Origin of the sequence: Pseudochrobactrum mosebachae (assembly GCF_048914685.1) — a bacterium.
Lineage (GTDB): Bacteria > Pseudomonadota > Alphaproteobacteria > Rhizobiales > Rhizobiaceae > Pseudochrobactrum.
Genome location: NZ_CP128408.1, coordinates 107,552 through 122,520, shown reverse-complemented (window position 1 = coordinate 122,520; position 14,969 = coordinate 107,552). Strand labels below are relative to the sequence as shown.

The 14,969-nt window shown below is 47.0% G+C and carries 13 protein-coding genes; 4 read left to right on the top strand and 9 right to left on the bottom strand.

Annotated features, from left to right (window positions below):
• Positions 1-321 precede the first annotated feature (321 nt).
• Together MP213Fo_RS00590 and MP213Fo_RS00585 are read right to left on the bottom strand one after the other, a co-directional pair.
• A complete protein-coding gene (locus tag MP213Fo_RS00590; protein ID WP_421089773.1) occupies positions 322-1,203 on the bottom strand; it encodes a universal stress protein in 882 nt (293 codons plus the stop codon).
• Positions 1,204-1,327: 124 nt separating this feature from the next.
• Positions 1,328-2,038, bottom strand: a complete 711-nt coding sequence (locus tag MP213Fo_RS00585; RefSeq protein ID WP_421091173.1) for a competence/damage-inducible protein A — start codon at positions 2,036-2,038, stop codon at positions 1,328-1,330.
• Between the two features lie 375 nt (positions 2,039-2,413).
• On the opposite strand from MP213Fo_RS00585, the gene wrbA reads away from it, so the two are divergent.
• Positions 2,414-3,013 carry an NAD(P)H:quinone oxidoreductase type IV gene (wrbA, locus tag MP213Fo_RS00580; protein ID WP_421089772.1) on the top strand — a complete coding sequence of 200 codons (600 nt, stop codon included), beginning with the start codon at positions 2,414-2,416 and terminating at the stop codon, positions 3,011-3,013.
• Between the two features lie 366 nt (positions 3,014-3,379).
• A complete protein-coding gene (locus MP213Fo_RS00575) occupies positions 3,380-3,655 on the top strand; it encodes an HU family DNA-binding protein (protein WP_421089771.1) in 276 nt (91 codons plus the stop codon).
• Between the two features lie 137 nt (positions 3,656-3,792).
• On the opposite strand, the gene MP213Fo_RS00570 is transcribed toward MP213Fo_RS00575, so the two are convergent.
• Positions 3,793-4,044 (bottom strand): hypothetical protein, encoded by a 252-nt coding sequence (locus MP213Fo_RS00570; RefSeq protein ID WP_421089770.1) that lies wholly within the window; start codon positions 4,042-4,044, stop codon positions 3,793-3,795.
• Between the two features lie 682 nt (positions 4,045-4,726).
• On the opposite strand from MP213Fo_RS00570, the gene MP213Fo_RS00565 reads away from it, so the two are divergent.
• Positions 4,727-5,878, top strand: coding sequence for an efflux RND transporter periplasmic adaptor subunit (locus MP213Fo_RS00565; RefSeq protein WP_421089769.1), 1,152 nt, complete (start codon positions 4,727-4,729; stop codon positions 5,876-5,878).
• 9 nt (positions 5,879-5,887) lie between these two features.
• Positions 5,888-8,980, top strand: a complete 3,093-nt coding sequence (locus tag MP213Fo_RS00560; RefSeq protein ID WP_421089768.1) for an efflux RND transporter permease subunit — start codon at positions 5,888-5,890, stop codon at positions 8,978-8,980.
• 79 nt (positions 8,981-9,059) lie between these two features.
• On the opposite strand, the gene MP213Fo_RS00555 is transcribed toward MP213Fo_RS00560, so the two are convergent.
• The 6 genes from MP213Fo_RS00555 to MP213Fo_RS00530 all read right to left on the bottom strand — a co-directional run bounded on the left by MP213Fo_RS00555 (position 9,060) and on the right by MP213Fo_RS00530 (position 14,966).
• Positions 9,060-10,232, bottom strand: coding sequence for a porin (locus MP213Fo_RS00555; protein ID WP_421089767.1), 1,173 nt, complete (start codon positions 10,230-10,232; stop codon positions 9,060-9,062).
• A 344-nt stretch (positions 10,233-10,576) separates the two neighbouring features.
• Entirely contained in the window at positions 10,577-11,422 is an 846-nt protein-coding gene (locus MP213Fo_RS00550) for a substrate-binding periplasmic protein (protein ID WP_421089766.1), read from the bottom strand.
• A 50-nt stretch (positions 11,423-11,472) separates the two neighbouring features.
• On the bottom strand, positions 11,473-12,126 hold the full coding sequence (locus MP213Fo_RS00545; RefSeq protein ID WP_421089765.1) for an amino acid ABC transporter permease: 654 nt from the start codon (positions 12,124-12,126) through the stop codon (positions 11,473-11,475).
• Positions 12,123-12,764 (bottom strand): amino acid ABC transporter permease, encoded by a 642-nt coding sequence (locus tag MP213Fo_RS00540; RefSeq protein ID WP_421089764.1) that lies wholly within the window; start codon positions 12,762-12,764, stop codon positions 12,123-12,125. Before MP213Fo_RS00540 ends, MP213Fo_RS00545 begins: the two co-directional genes overlap by 4 nt.
• The gene (locus MP213Fo_RS00535) at positions 12,764-13,534 is read right to left on the bottom strand and encodes an amino acid ABC transporter ATP-binding protein (protein ID WP_421089763.1); all 771 of its coding nucleotides are present in this window, start codon (positions 13,532-13,534) and stop codon (positions 12,764-12,766) included. The genes MP213Fo_RS00540 and MP213Fo_RS00535 overlap by 1 nt, the downstream gene beginning before the upstream one ends.
• Before the next feature lie 490 nt (positions 13,535-14,024).
• The gene (locus MP213Fo_RS00530) at positions 14,025-14,966 is read right to left on the bottom strand and encodes a LysR substrate-binding domain-containing protein (RefSeq protein ID WP_421089762.1); all 942 of its coding nucleotides are present in this window, start codon (positions 14,964-14,966) and stop codon (positions 14,025-14,027) included.
• Positions 14,967-14,969 lie beyond the last annotated feature (3 nt).

Here is a 14,969-nt window from a genome sequence, read left to right as displayed (position 1 = left end):
ACGGCTTGTTTCGGATGAAACATATAACCTCTGCATATGGTTGCTTTACTTTATATCGCGATAAGCCGGTTATGGTGCATTGCGATACGATATTATCTGCTGAAGATAAAATTCATCATCTGCGCATAACAAAAGATATATGATGCAGCATAGCTGGCATCAATCCCCTAAAACCGGAGGACAATGAATTGATCCCGTTTTATGATGATTTACCGTGATAAACGAAAAAATGCATTTCTTGCAATAATAAGTTTGTGAAAGCGACAGAAATATTTGTATTAGGGCGCGCTTTCACAAATATTCGTTTGGTTTCGTTTTATTTCATCGCGAAAACAGCGTCAGGCACGGCATATTGGCGAGAAACGAGCGTGTAACGCCGCCAAATATTAATTCCTTAAGGCGGGACTGGCTGTAAGCCCCCATAATCAGCACATCGATTTTATTTTCTTCCACATAAAGGCGCAGGCGGTCCTGAACTGTTAATCCGTCTGACGGGATCAGGTCGATGCAAACTCTGATGTCATGGCGCTGATAGGCCTGTTGCAGGCGGCGCGCAATCTCCGGAGCTTCGCGCGGAACATCCGGATCATAGGCGGGCGTTTCCACGTCTTCAGTCTCTGGCTTCGGGGCGTTGACCCAGACAATCCGCACATCTTCAGATTGCCGCGCCAGTGGCAAAGCATCGAAGGCAGCACTTGAAGCCTCATATTTTCCGTTAAATGCAATTGCAAGCTGGGTTATCGTTTTGGGTGGATTAAAATTATACGGAACAATCAGGGTAGGGGTTTTAGTATTGTAAATCAGTTGATCCAGCGGGGTGATCTGGGTGTCCGGATCATCCGGATCTGCTTGGCCGGCAACAATCAGATCAGCTGCCATAGCAAACTCGTTAATTGTCTGGCTGGCATTATCATTTTCTGAGCGTACAACCAGATATTCCGATGATGTGGCATAATCGGCAATTTGCTTCTTAAAGGCTTCAGCCACAGCATTTGCATTTTGCTGATGATGTTTTAAATGGCTTTCATAAAAGCTGGCATCAATAAATCCGCTGGCATCAGCATAAATAACCGGCATAGGAATAACATAAATGCCTGTTACATGCAGCGGCTCACCGTCTCGCGCCAAAAGCGCCAGTGTTTCAAACAATCGCTGCAATTCCCGCACGCTGCGGGTATAGGCAATGACGGTACGATAGGACATGTAGACACTCCTTAGTCGTTACGCGTTTTAATTACACTTTTTACGTCTTTTATTATCCTGATCTGTTTGTTCAGATAAAGATTATAGCGCAAGTTTCATTGCGGATAAATGCAATGGAATTCTTTCAGTCCCTGATCTTTGACAACATTTTTTCAACGGCGGTGGCTGCAGCTTCGAGTGCCAGCTCATCACGGCATCGTACCACAAGCTCAGTTGAAAACTGCCCGTTTTCAAATTTTGGATAAGAGCCGATAATAGTTAGCGGATGGGATTCTTGTACTTCCTGTAATGGAATACCAATTACACCTTCGCCATAGGGGCATAGAATTGTACGAGAATAAAACCGGCTACCGGTACGAAGGCTGGGCAGAATATTTTCAACCATTGCCTGAAAAACTGATGGTACACCGGCCATCACATAAACATTTCCGATAATAAAGCCCGGAGCTACAGAAACCGGATTATCAATATGCTGCGCACCTTGCGGCATTCGTGCCATGCGCTGGCGCGAGGGAGTGAACTCTACTTTTCTGGCGTGATAATGTTCAGCCAGAATTTTCATTGCTTTGTCGTCGTAAATGCAAGCAACATCAAATGCCGCGGCTACAGCATCTGCTGTAATATCATCATGGGTCGGGCCAATGCCGCCAGAGGTGAACAGATAATCATAGTTTTGGCTCAGAGACTGCACGGCCTGCACAATGGCAGCATGATCATCAGCAACAATACGAACTTCTGTCAGATCAATCCCTGCATTATAGAGCTTGTCTGCCATATGACCGATATTTTTATCTTTGGTACGCCCCGAGAGCAATTCGTCACCAATCGCCAGCATCGCTGCGCGAATAATAACCGGGTTATCATTTTTACCGATAGCGGCCGGTGTTTCTAAATCCGTAACATTGAAATCAGGCATGGGAGACTCCGTTTATACCTGAGCATGACCGGTGAGGCAGGGGAAGGTCAAGTAATGTTGAGATAGATTTTATTTCACAGCACCACTGTCATTATATTCTGTCATGCCTAATTGATGATCAATGAGCTGTCTTATTGTCCTGAATGATGAACAGTGCGTCCTGCATCCAATGGCTGGCAGAATTATAATGAAGCATTAAATTAGACCTATAGCGTTTTAAATATTCCTGAAAATCAAAGCAGTGCATCAGCAATGCAAACAGGAATAACAGAAATCGAAATGGAGACTCTTAATATGGCTAAAGTTCTTGTTCTTTATTATTCCGCTTATGGTCACATGGAGCAGATGGCTAAGGCTGCTGCGGAAGGTGCGCGTGAAGCCGGCGCACAGGTTGATATTAAGCGCGTTGCAGAACTGGTGCCGCTTGAAGTTGCTCAATCATCCGGTTTTAAACTTGATCAGGAAGCTGAAATTGCCACGCCAGCTGACCTCGAAAATTATGATGCCATTATTGTTGGCGTGTCATCACGCTTTGGCACCATGTCGTCACAGTTGAAAAACTTCTTTGACCAGACAGGTGGTTTGTGGGCAAAGGGGGCTTTGCTCAATAAGGTCGGCTCTGTAATGGCATCTTCCGCAACCCAGCATGGCGGACAGGAGCTTGCACTGATTTCTACCCAGTGGCAGCTGCAGCATCACGGTATGATTATTGTACCGCTTTCTTATGCTTATCAGGGCCAGCTTGGTAATGATGTGGTACGCGGTGGTGCCCCTTATGGCATGACCACAACTGCAGATGGTGATGGTTCACGCCAGCCATCGGAACAGGAACTGGATGGTGCACGTTTTCAGGGCAAGCGCGTTGCTGAGATCGCGGCCAAAATCCACGGATAATTTAATCTTTTGCTAAAACTGTAATATAGAAAAGCGGCTTCGGCCGCTTTTTTTATGCAGCATTGAAAAACCTTCCATTGCACATATAAAACACTAATCTGAACATTTTATTGCCGCGGGGTATGATTGAAGCTGAGCTTTTATAGAATCGCTCACTTCGCTATTTTTTGACCTGCAGCATGAAATTTTATAGCCATCATGGACGTAAAACTGAAAATCCAGCATTTCAGGGGTTATTTCTGTGCTTAACCGTAGGTTTTACAGGGGGAAAGCTAAAACTTAGCTTGGTTCATTCGTTTCTTTGAATAAAATTCGCCAATCCGGCTGAGTCGTAACCAGCGGAAAAAACGTGAAAGGAATTACCTCATGAACAAAAATGAACTGGTTGCTGCCGTTGCAGAAAAATCGGGTCTCACCAAGACTGATGCTGCTTCAGCTGTTGACGCTGTGCTGGAATCTGTAACCGGTGCATTGAAGGCCGGCGGCGAAGTTCGTCTGCCAGGTTTCGGTATTTTCTCCGTATCGCATCGCGCTGCTTCGACAGGCCGTAATCCTTCAACTGGTATGGAAGTTGAAATTGCTGCCCGTAACGTGCCGAAATTCTCGGCAGGTAAAGGTCTGAAAGACGCTGTAAACAGCTAATCATATTTGCATCTCAACGGGGTCGCTTTTTAGCGAACTTCGTTGGTATGTGATATTATGATAAAAAGCCGCAAAGACATCAGGTCTCTGCGGCTTTTATTTTATAAGCCATAATGATCAAAGGAATTTAGTCGAGATCACGGTCGCTGATTTCTTCCGCTCGCACCTTTACCAATATCAACAGTAACGGAGCCGCTGATTTTAACCCGTGTATTACCGATCATAAAACTGCCATCCGGATCAGTACGCAGCTTATTGTCATCAGGCTCTGCTTCAGGCGGGGTAACAATTGGTTTTGCGGGCTGCACACCCGGCAGCGTATAAGGTAGGGGGGATTGTTCTGCAGACTTTGCATTATTTGTTTGCAACTTCTGTGCCACTACAGGCATGGTTAAGCCAAATAGAAGACTAGACAACAGGGAAAATATGAAGGGCGATCGTGAAAATTGAATGCTCATATATTGAGTATAGGTGCTTTGGCTGAAAACTGAAATATTTTTAATAGTAAGCTTGATGCGCGCCTAAGCGCACTGATATTGACGGTGTGCTATATGATTCATTGTTAGATTCCAGCAGCATTGGTTTGAAGGCGGTTTAAAATTTATGTGCAGGTAAACTGTTCAAATACCTCACGGGCTTCATAACAATATCGTGAGCATTGGGTTGAAAATAAAACGCAATAACAATTGATAAAAATACAATGTCTTTGATTTAAGATCTGAACTATCTTGCTTAATGAGGCGAATTTTGTGAGACTTGGATAAAATAAGCTGTTTTTCACACAAAACAGGCCTGATTTGAGTAAATATCAGTTGTTTCTGTGTGCCGCGCCCATATTATTTCTTGTACGATGTCTGAAAATTCTCAAAACTATTCCGAACACTGCAAATTATATCTGATATTACGGTGAGACGAAAAAGCTGATGACCATAGCGTGACCAGAGCATGAGTTGACAATTTTCTGCTTAACGTACAGTTATCGCACCCTAATTAAATGTTAACGTGTGTCCAGCCATGCCGATTGGACATTGTTCGTTCTGTATCCATTCTGCGGCAGGAGTGCCACATAAGATGATTAAGCGTTTCATCATCGCAATCATATTGCTTGTTTTGGTATGCGGAGGATTGGTTGGTTTCAACCTGTTCCGTACACAGGCAATTAAAGACTTTTTTGCTAATATGAAGCAGCCTTCCCAAGCTGTTTCTACATTTGACGTCAAGCCCGGCCGTTGGATGCCTGGCATTGAAGCCATCGGCTCCGCACGTGCGGAAGAGGGCGTTAATCTGACATTCCAGATCGACGGCATTGTCACAGATATTCTTTTCAAGTCCAATCAGCAGGTTAAAAAAGGCGATCTTCTGGTCCAGCTGGATGACGCCATCCAGAAGGCCGGCCTCGTAACCGCAATGGCTGATGCCGATCTGAGTGAACAGAATTATAAGCGTGCGCAAACATTGCGTACACAGGGCGTTGGTGCCGTATCTAATGTTGATACCACAGCGGCCGCTTATTCTTCAGCCAAGGCTAATGTTGCCAAGGCTCAGGCGACACTTGATATGAAACGTCTGATTGCACCTTTCTCAGGCACAATCGGTATTTCCCGTATTGATATCGGTCAATATATGTCTCCGGGCAATGTTGTTGCAACATTGCAGAATACCGACACAATGCGCGTCGATTTCACTGTACCGGAACAAGAGCTTAAGCGACTGTCTATCGGTCAGGAAGTTCTGATTGGTGCATCGGCGGATGATTATGCTTTTAATGGTAAAATCACTGGTATTGATCCTAAAATTGATCCTTCCAGCCGCTTGGTTTCCATTCAGGCACAGGTCGATAATTCAGAGCAGTCACTGGTACCGGGACAGTTTGTTCAGGTTCGTATTGTGCTCCCTGAGGAAGACAATGTGCTTGTTCTTCCACAAACCGTTGTGGTTACCAGTCTTTATGGTGATTACGTCTTCACTGTTGTGAAAAAAGAAGCTGATGCCGATCAACCTGCGGATGCGCCAAAAGGCGATGCTGCAGCTAAAAAAGACGACCTGATCCTGCATCAGGTTTTTGTCAAACTCGGTCGTCGCAGCGGTAATAATGTTGAAATTCTGAGCGGAGTGAAGGACGGCGATATTGTTGTAACTTCCGGCCAGAACCGTCTGAGCAACGGGATGAGCGCGCATATTGACAATACGGTCAATCCTGCCACTGCCCAGATTAAAAAATAAGGTCCAGAAATGAGCTTTTCTGACATATTTATCCGCAGGCCGGTTCTTTCGATTGTTGTCGCACTGTTGATTATTCTGCTTGGTTTGCAGGGTGTTTTCAATCTTTCAGTCCGAGAATATCCGAAAGTAGACGAAACGGTTATTACCGTTACGACCGCCTATGCCGGTGCGAATGCTGAACTTATTCAGGGCTTCATTACTTCGCCTATCGCGAAGGCCGTTGCGACAACTGAAAATGTTGATTACGTGACTTCAAAAAGTGGCCAGTCAGTCAGTATTGTCACTGTACAAATGAAACTCGGCGCCAATCCTGATGCCGCGCTGACAGAAGTTATCTCAAAAGTTAATCAGGTTCGTGGCTCGCTGCCGAGTGAATCTGATGATCCGGTGATCAGTAAAGGTACAGGCCAGTCTTTCGCTACCATGTATCTTGCTGTTCAAAACCCGAATATGAGCAACGAGCAGATCACCGAATATATTGATCGCGTGATCCGTCCGCGTATGTCCACCATTGAAGGTGTGGCTGATGCGCAGATTCTCGGTGGTCAGGAATTCTCCATGCGCGTTTGGGTTGACCCTGTGCGGATGGCTTCACGTAATGTAACGGCATCAGAGGTGCTGAATGCTATTAAAGCATCCAACTTCCTCTCAGCGCCGGGTAAAACGAAGAACGAATTTGTTGCTACGTCTATTACTCTGCGTTCGACCCTGCAGACGCCGGAAGCCTTTGCAGAAATGCCGATCCGTGCCGAGGGTTCAGATGTTATTCGTATGCGTGATATTGCCAGTGTCGAACTGGCTGCCAAAAGCACGGATACTGTTGTAACGTTTAACGGTTCGAGCGGTACGTTCATCGGTGTATTCCCAACGCCTTCAGCAAACCCGATTGATATGGCGACAGCAGTGAATAAAGAGCTGCCAAGCATTCAGGGGTCTCTGCCGCAGGGCATGAAGATGGTTCTGGTTTACGATGCGACCGAGCAAATTTCTTCATCGATTGCTCAGGTTTTCAAGACAATTGCTGAAGCGATGATCATCGTGGTTATCGTTATTCTGCTATTCCTTGGTTCGTTCCGATCCGTGCTGATCCCGATTGTTACAATTCCGATCTCGCTGATTGGTGTATGTTTCTTCCTTTTCCTTCTCGGGTTTTCTATCAATCTGTTGTCGCTATTGGCGATGGTGCTTGCCATTGGTCTGGTTGTGGACGATGCGATTGTTGTGTTGGAGAATATTCACCGGCATATTGAAGAGGGGCTGACGCCTATTCAGGCATCTTTTGTGGGCATGAAAGAAATCACGTCCTCAATTGTTGCGATGACCATTACGCTGGCTGCAGTGTTTGCTCCGCTCGGTTTTACCGGTGGTCTGACAGGTGCCTTGTTCCGTGAGTTTGCGTTTACGCTTGCCGGTGCGGTGATTATTTCGGGTGTGGCAGCGCTTACCATCTCTCCTATGATGTGTTCGCGTATGCTTAAACATGGTGAAGCAAGTAAATTCGCGCAGTTCGTGGATCGTTTGTTTACCCGCTTTGAAAATAGCTATGCCCGTGTGGTTTCCAACTCGCTGAACTACCGTCCGATTACAATGACTGTTGTTGCCGCTCTGGTCGTTTTAATGGGCTTCCTGTTCGTCAATACGCCAACAGAACTGGCGCCTGAAGAAGATTCCGGTGCTTTGTTCTCGCTGATCAGTGGTCCAGAATATGCGACAACAAACTACACTAAGCTTTATGCGGATCAGCTTGATGAGCTGACAAAAGATCTGCCTGAACTGAAAGCGCGTTTCAACATTGTTGGCTTTGGTAATGCTACCAATTCGGGCATTGCGCTTTGGGTTCTGAAAGACTGGGGACAGCGTGACCGTTCGCAGAAACAGATTCAGCAAGATCTGACCAACCGCATTAAAGACATTACTGGTGTGCAGGCATTCATCTTTGCACCGCCATCATTGCCGGGTACCGGCGGTGGTCTGCCGATTTCTATTGCAATTCAGTCAACCGGTTCTTCGGATCAGGTCTTCGAAATTGCTGAAGAGATTAAGAAAGAAGCGCAGGCTTCAGGACAGTTTATTATTGTTCAGAACTCCCTGTCATTTAATTCACCGCAGACTACAATCGAGGTTGATCGTGACCGTGCTTCAGCGCTTGGTGTCAGCATCAGTGAAATTGGTGCAACGCTTGGACTGATGACCGGTGGAGCTAAGATTTCGCAGTTCGACCGTGATAATAACAGCTATGATATTATCATGCAGGTTCCTGATGATTTCCGTCGTAATCCTTCCAAGCTCGGTGAGTTCTTTGTTCGCAGTGCTTCGAAGGAAATGGTGCCACTGTCTGCTGTCGTAAAAATTTCAGATAATGCAGCACCTGCAGCGATTGAACAGTTCAACCAGCTGAACTCGTCCACAATTTCCGCTCTGCCAATGCCAGGTTTAACCACAGGTGATGGTCTGAAGGCGATTGTTGACATTGCAACTGCGAAATTGCCGGATGGCTTCTTCATCGATTATTCCGGTCAGTCGCGCTTGGAAGTTGAACAGGGTAATACAATCCTGATCGCCTTCTCGCTGGCTGTTGTCGTGATTTATCTGGTTCTGGCCGCACAGTTTGAAAGTTTCCGCGATCCTTTCATCATTATGATGACTGTTCCGCTGTCGATTTTTGGTGCGATTATCCCGTTGAATCTCGGTCTTGGTACACTCAACATCTATACACAGGTTGGTTTGATTACCCTTGTCGGGCTGATAACCAAGCATGGTATTTTGATGGTTGAGTTTGCTAATCAGCAGCGTCATGAGCATGGTATGAACCGCAGAGAGGCGATTGTTGCTTCGGCTAAAACCCGCCTGCGTCCAATTCTGATGACCACAGCGGCTATGGCGCTTGGTGTGGTTCCGCTGATGATGGCAACAGGCGCCGGTGCAGCAGCCCGTTATTCAATGGGTCTGGTTATCTTTACCGGTCTTATTGTTGGTACCGTGTTTACGCTGTTTGTTGTGCCAATGTTCTACTCTTTGATTTCTGCCAAGACTGTAAAGCCACTGGTTGCAGTTCCGACAGAAGAAGAGTTGAAAACCAAAATGCAGGCAGCGCATCATTAATCTGTTGTTTGTCTAAATTGTAAAAAGGCCGGTCTTTGACCGGCCTTTTTATTATCTTTGTCGGCGGTTACTTGAAGGGTTAAAAGCTGCGTTCAAACCGGATCATTCCCTGAACGGCATCTTTTCCATTCAGTACTGATTTACTGTCATTCCATTGGGTGTAAGAGACTTCAGGTGTAATAACGAAGCCAGGAACCAATGCGTATTCTACATTGGCAGTTGCAGCGAATGTTTTTGAACCGTCATAAGCAAGCTGTGCATTGGCTACTGCTTTGTCGGTTAATTGATAGGCTGCTCCGCCCCATACGGCCCAATCTCCGCCCCATGTACCATAGAAACTGCTAATAGCACGAACCTGACCGGTAACCTGACTGTTGGCATCCAATACGTTTACATAATTGTCTTTATTGGATTTGTAGCCACCCATAGTCCAGAGTGAGAGGCGGTCTGTTATTATCACCTCACCACGCAGTTTAGCGGCCCATGACTGATTACTGGCATCATAAGCTGCAACAGCCGTTAGTGCGCCCCAGCCTTGTGCATATTTAAGTCCGCCGACAACATGCGGCGTATAATCGTTGATTGTACCGCTCCAAGGGGCTCCAGCCCAGGTGCTTGGTACACTGTCAACGTCATCATTATTACCTTGTTCAAGCGACAAGATCGCCGAGAACCCGTTATGTGCTGCAAAAGTATAGCTGATCAGACCGGTCCGGTAGCCCCCTGATAGTATAACGTCATCATTGATTACATCGCCAAGATCCCCGGCAAATGTTTTAAATGCTGAGTCATCAAGTCCTACACGCAGACCACCGAGCTGCATATAAGCTTTACGCAAAGTTCCTGTTGATGAGTCATCGTTGCCATTTTTCCACTGAAATCGCATCTCAGTAAAAGACGTCAGAGCACCATATTCGGTTTCTGTGGCTGTGCTTAAGCGTAACGCAAAGCGTGCAAGTTTGTCCCATGAGTCACGTTTGGTGTTAAGGTTTTCGAAAAGCTTATCATCACGGCTTTCAAAGCCGCGGCTGTATACATCATCTCCGGCAGTTGCTTCATAGCGGACATGCCCATGGATACGGAGGCAGGTTTCAGTGCCGGGAATATAGAAATAACCTGTGCCATAGGCATCGCAAACCCGCACATAGTCAACGGCTTCAGGTTCGGGGGTGATAACAGAATCTGCCGCATTGGCACCTGTAGCAATCAGTACGGATGCCACTGAGCAAAATAAAATTGTTTTGAGTCTCATTGAATTCTCCAGCAATAAATTAAAATGAATATTTTTAAGAAAATACAAAAAACGGAAACAATGAAATTGGGAGGTAATTTTGCTAATAGTAAACTATGTGGTAAATTTACATCAATATAAGTAATGATAAATTTTAAACTAATTATTGTACGGGAATATAATTTATAGACATGGATATAACTAATGAATTTGTTTGAAAGATTAGATTAGTTGCTGCCATATTTAATCTTGATGATTAATTTACCACTGATTTATTCAAATGAAAGCTGTGATATATTTTATTTATAGAAAAGCCCTGCTGTACATATGCGCAGCAGGGCTAAAGCACTTTAAATTATCAGGTCTTATTTGATCAGGCGTGGTTCACCGACATCTGCCGCGCTCGGGGAAAGTCCGAACTGGCCGAGAATTTCGACGATGCGGCCGGATTTGTGTAGCTCGGCAACAATATCGTCAGCGGCTGCCAGCAGCTCCGGATTGTTCTTAGAAAGCGGCAATCCGCACTGTGCCGGATAGACAGACGCCTGTACGCGGTCATCTTTTTCTGATGCTTTAATCTGGATGCCTTTGAGTGCGCCGCCTTGCTGTGCAGCAGTGCCAACAGCAATGCCATCAATCGCAATCTCAATACGTCCGGCTTCCAGATCCTGATACAGCGCAATATAATTGTTATAAAGGCTCAACTTGTCACCAAGAATGGTTTTCAGTTCATTCACCCAGAGATAGCCCTGAACAGTACCAACATTACGGCCTTCAAGCTGTGCAACAGTGGTCACGCCTTCTTTGGAGTAAAGTCCCATTTCGTCAAGATAAAGCGGTGCAGAGAGGTTGACTGCTTTGGAGCGTTCATCGGTGCGGTAATAGTTGCCGATAGCCACATCCGCACGACCTGACAATACGAAAGGGATGGCGGTCGCATATTCAACCGGTGCAACTTTGATCTTAAGGCACTCTCTGGCGGCGATTTCTTTAACAATTTCGCCATCAACGCCGGTAACATCAAACTCGCCTTTTGGAATTGAAAAAGGCGGGAAGGTTGGTGCAGCAACGGTGAGGTAACCGGCTTCAACCGTCGTAATCTTGTGCATTGGTGTACAATCTTGCGCTGACGCTGCCAGCGTACCGGCCAGTGCTGTGCCGGCAAGACCAAGTGCGAGTGCCAGTGAAAGCTGTGTTTTGATATTTTTCATTGTGTTCCCCTTTGTTTATACCCGATTGATTGTTGGTTTATTATTAGAAATTAGTGTTGAGAACGCGCCTCGACAAAGCTTACAAGCAATGTCGCCGGTATGCAGATAACCAGGTAGAGAAGACCAGCTAAAATTAACGCTGGTAAATATTGGAACGTATTGGTTCCAATTTCATAAGCCCGGCTTGTCAACTCAGGCAGAGCAATGGCAAAGCACAGGGATGTGGTCTGAAAGATCAGAATGGCAAAACCGAGCAGCGAAGGAATAGCAATGCGTAATCCCTGCGGCACCACCACATAGCGCATCATATCAAGACGGGTGAGGCCGATTGCCAGCGATGCTTCACGCTGCCCCGCAGGAACAGATTGCAGTCCGGCACGAATAATCTCACTCGTATAGGCGCCTGTTGTCCAGCTCAGTGCCAATATACTCGCGCCAAACGATGTCAGTGTCAGTCCGGCGGAAGGCAATCCAAAATAAGCAAATTGCAGCAAAATTAACGAGGGTGCACCGCGTCCGATTTCAACGACAGCAAGATTAATATTGCGGGTTAATTTCGAGTTTGACATCACCCCGAGCGAAAGAAAAAAACCTAAAGGAATGCCGATAGCAAGACTGGCTCCGGTAACGATCAGGCTGATTTTAAGGCCGCCCAGCATTTGCGGCAGCCAGTTTTGTGCTTGTTCTAAAAACTGGACGATCATACAGACACCTTCTTTCGCATCCGGGCATCAATGCTACGTGACATCCATGCAACCGGCAGGCTGAGGGCGATATAAAGAAGCGCAACAAAGCTGAACACTTCCAGACCGCGATATGTGGCCATTGAAGACTGATTGGCATAAAAAGTGAGTTCCGTTACACCGATAGTGGAGGCGATAGCGGAATCTTTGAGCAGGCCAATGGCATAAGTTGCCATTGCCGGCAGCGCCACACGAAACAATTGCGGTATGATCACGTCGATCCACATCCGCACCGGATGAATGCCGAGTGCAGCCGCACCTTCCCATTGCCCGCGATGAATCGAGAGCAGGGCGCCACGGTAGATTTCAGCCATATAAGCGGCGGCAATCAGACCAAGGCCGATTGCTGCAGCAGGAAACGGCGCGATACGGAAATATCCGCTCCCAAGACCGAAAAAGATCACAAACAACCAGACAATCGGCGGTATACTGCGCACGAAGGTGATAACGCAGGCTGCGAGTAATCTGAGCCAGAAATGCTTTGAAATACGCGCCAGCATCAGCGGTACGCCGAGCACCAAACCAATCGCGAGCGCTATTATTGTCAGCGCAATCGTCCATGGCAGCCCTTTGATAATGTTTAAGGCAATTTCCGCCATTACCGATCCCTTACCGCATGAAGGAAACGCTGTGCCCGCTCTGTCTGCGGATCACGCATAATTTCCTTGCTGGGGCCGGATTCAATAATATTGCCATCGGCCATAATCATCACATGGTCTGAAACACTTTCAGCGAAATGCATTTCATGGGTCACAACAATCATGGTCATGCCGTCTTCTGCGAGCTCGCGCATAACCGCCAGAACCTCAAGACCAAGCTCAGGGTCAAGCGCCGAAGTCGGCTCGTCAAACAGCATGATCTTCGGATTGAGTGCAAGCGCACGGGCTATGGCAATGCGCTGCTGCTGGCCACCGGAACAACGATGCGGATATTCATTGGCTTTGGCATCAAGGCCAACGCGCTTTAACAGCTCGATTGAACGCTGATCTGCCTCATCTTGCGAGCGTCCCAATACACGTTTTTGCGCCAGTGAAACATTCTGCATCACAGTCATATGCGGAAACAGGTTGAACGACTGAAACACCATGCCGGCAGCACGGCGCAAATCCATGATCTGCTTTTGCGATGGATGCTTTTCTGCAATAATTTCAATGTCAGCCAGTGTGATCCGGCCTTTGTCGGGTATTTCCAGATAATTCAGGCAGCGCAGCAATGTGCTTTTGCCGGAACCGCTGGGGCCGATTATCGCCAATACGCCGCCCGGATTGACGCGTAAATCCACCTTTTTAAGCACAGAGAGCGAACCAAAGCTCTTCTCAAGCGCCTCCACGTGAACCAGTGGCTTAATATCATTATGTGATTGCTGCATCGCCTTTTCCATCACCATTCCCTGATAAAGTTATCAGGCTGATACGGATGCCTGCACGCCGTCACGAGTGGGTACACTCAAGCCGGATCGCAGTGCTCGCTTCAGAGTTATCTTTTTAAGCATGTTGTTATACCGGAACCGGCTCCCTCTTAACGGGGAACATGCATATGCTTGAGATGGTTCGGGGATGAATAAGCAAATTTTGTACGGCTATGCCAAACAGGCAAGCCTGATGCTTCGCAAAGCATGGCGACTTGATATATCATAATTCCTCCCGATCCTCACAGCTACATTGCCGTGTCGGGGGCGCGTACCAAACCAAGAAAAATAACAAAATGACAAGATTTTCTTGTTTTGACTGACAGCTGACAACTGTTGATGCTGGGCGTAAAATTCTTGAAACGACAGCATACGCAAACAGCGCAGACTGCCTGAGCAGTTGCGCTGTTTACGTTTAAGATTGAATGATAATAAGCGTTTTTCAGGCGTTTCAGAGGTCGCTAATCATATTATCTGTGGTCATTTCGCGGCGTAAAGTTGCTGACCAATCTTCGGCGCGAATCCAATCGCAAAACGCAGCAATTGTCTTTATGCGCCGGTAGCCGCGAGGCATAACCAGATAAAAACCCGGAACTTCTTCTTGTTTCATCGAGCTCAAAACTTCAGTGCCAAGTGGTGCAATGAGGCGTCCCTGACGTAAATCATCAATTGCATCAATGGCAGAGATCAAGCCTACGCCCATGCCAGCAAGCGTGGCGCGGCGCATGGTGGCGGCATCCTGAAACTGTACATCGCCTTTGGCTTCAATATCTTGCAAATCCAGATGGCGCAGCACCTTTTGCCATAGTGAGGTAGCCATAACCGGATGCAGCAATGTCATGCTTAGCAGATCTTCCGGTTTACGAACCCGATGTGCCAATGCAGGTGCACAGCAAATAATCTTAGGATCACGCACCAGCAAGGTTTTGTCATAATCGCCCCACTCACCAAAGCCCCATTGTATTGAGACATCAATGTCATCGCGGGAAAAATCGGGAATTTCGACCATAGTTGTGAGCTGTAGTACCACGCCCGGCATCGTGGTACGAAATTGCTCCAGCCTGTCCATCAGATAGCGGGTGGCAAAATAGGGGCTGGCATTCACATTGATACGGTTGCGGTGGCCGGCTTTGGTAACGCGGCGCACACCTTCAGCAAATTCATCAAAACCTGCCTGCACAAAATGCGCGAGCAAAATAGCCTGTTCTGTCGGGTCAACTGTTCTGCCTTTACGGTCAAACAGCGGAATACCGAGCGTATCTTCCAGCAATTTGATCTGCTGGCTTACCGCCTGCGGGCTGACAAATAACTCATCGGCAGCCTTGCGAAAGCTGCGATAGCGAATGACTGTGTGAAAAACCCGCAAGGCATTAAGCGGCGGAAGGCGAGGCACCCT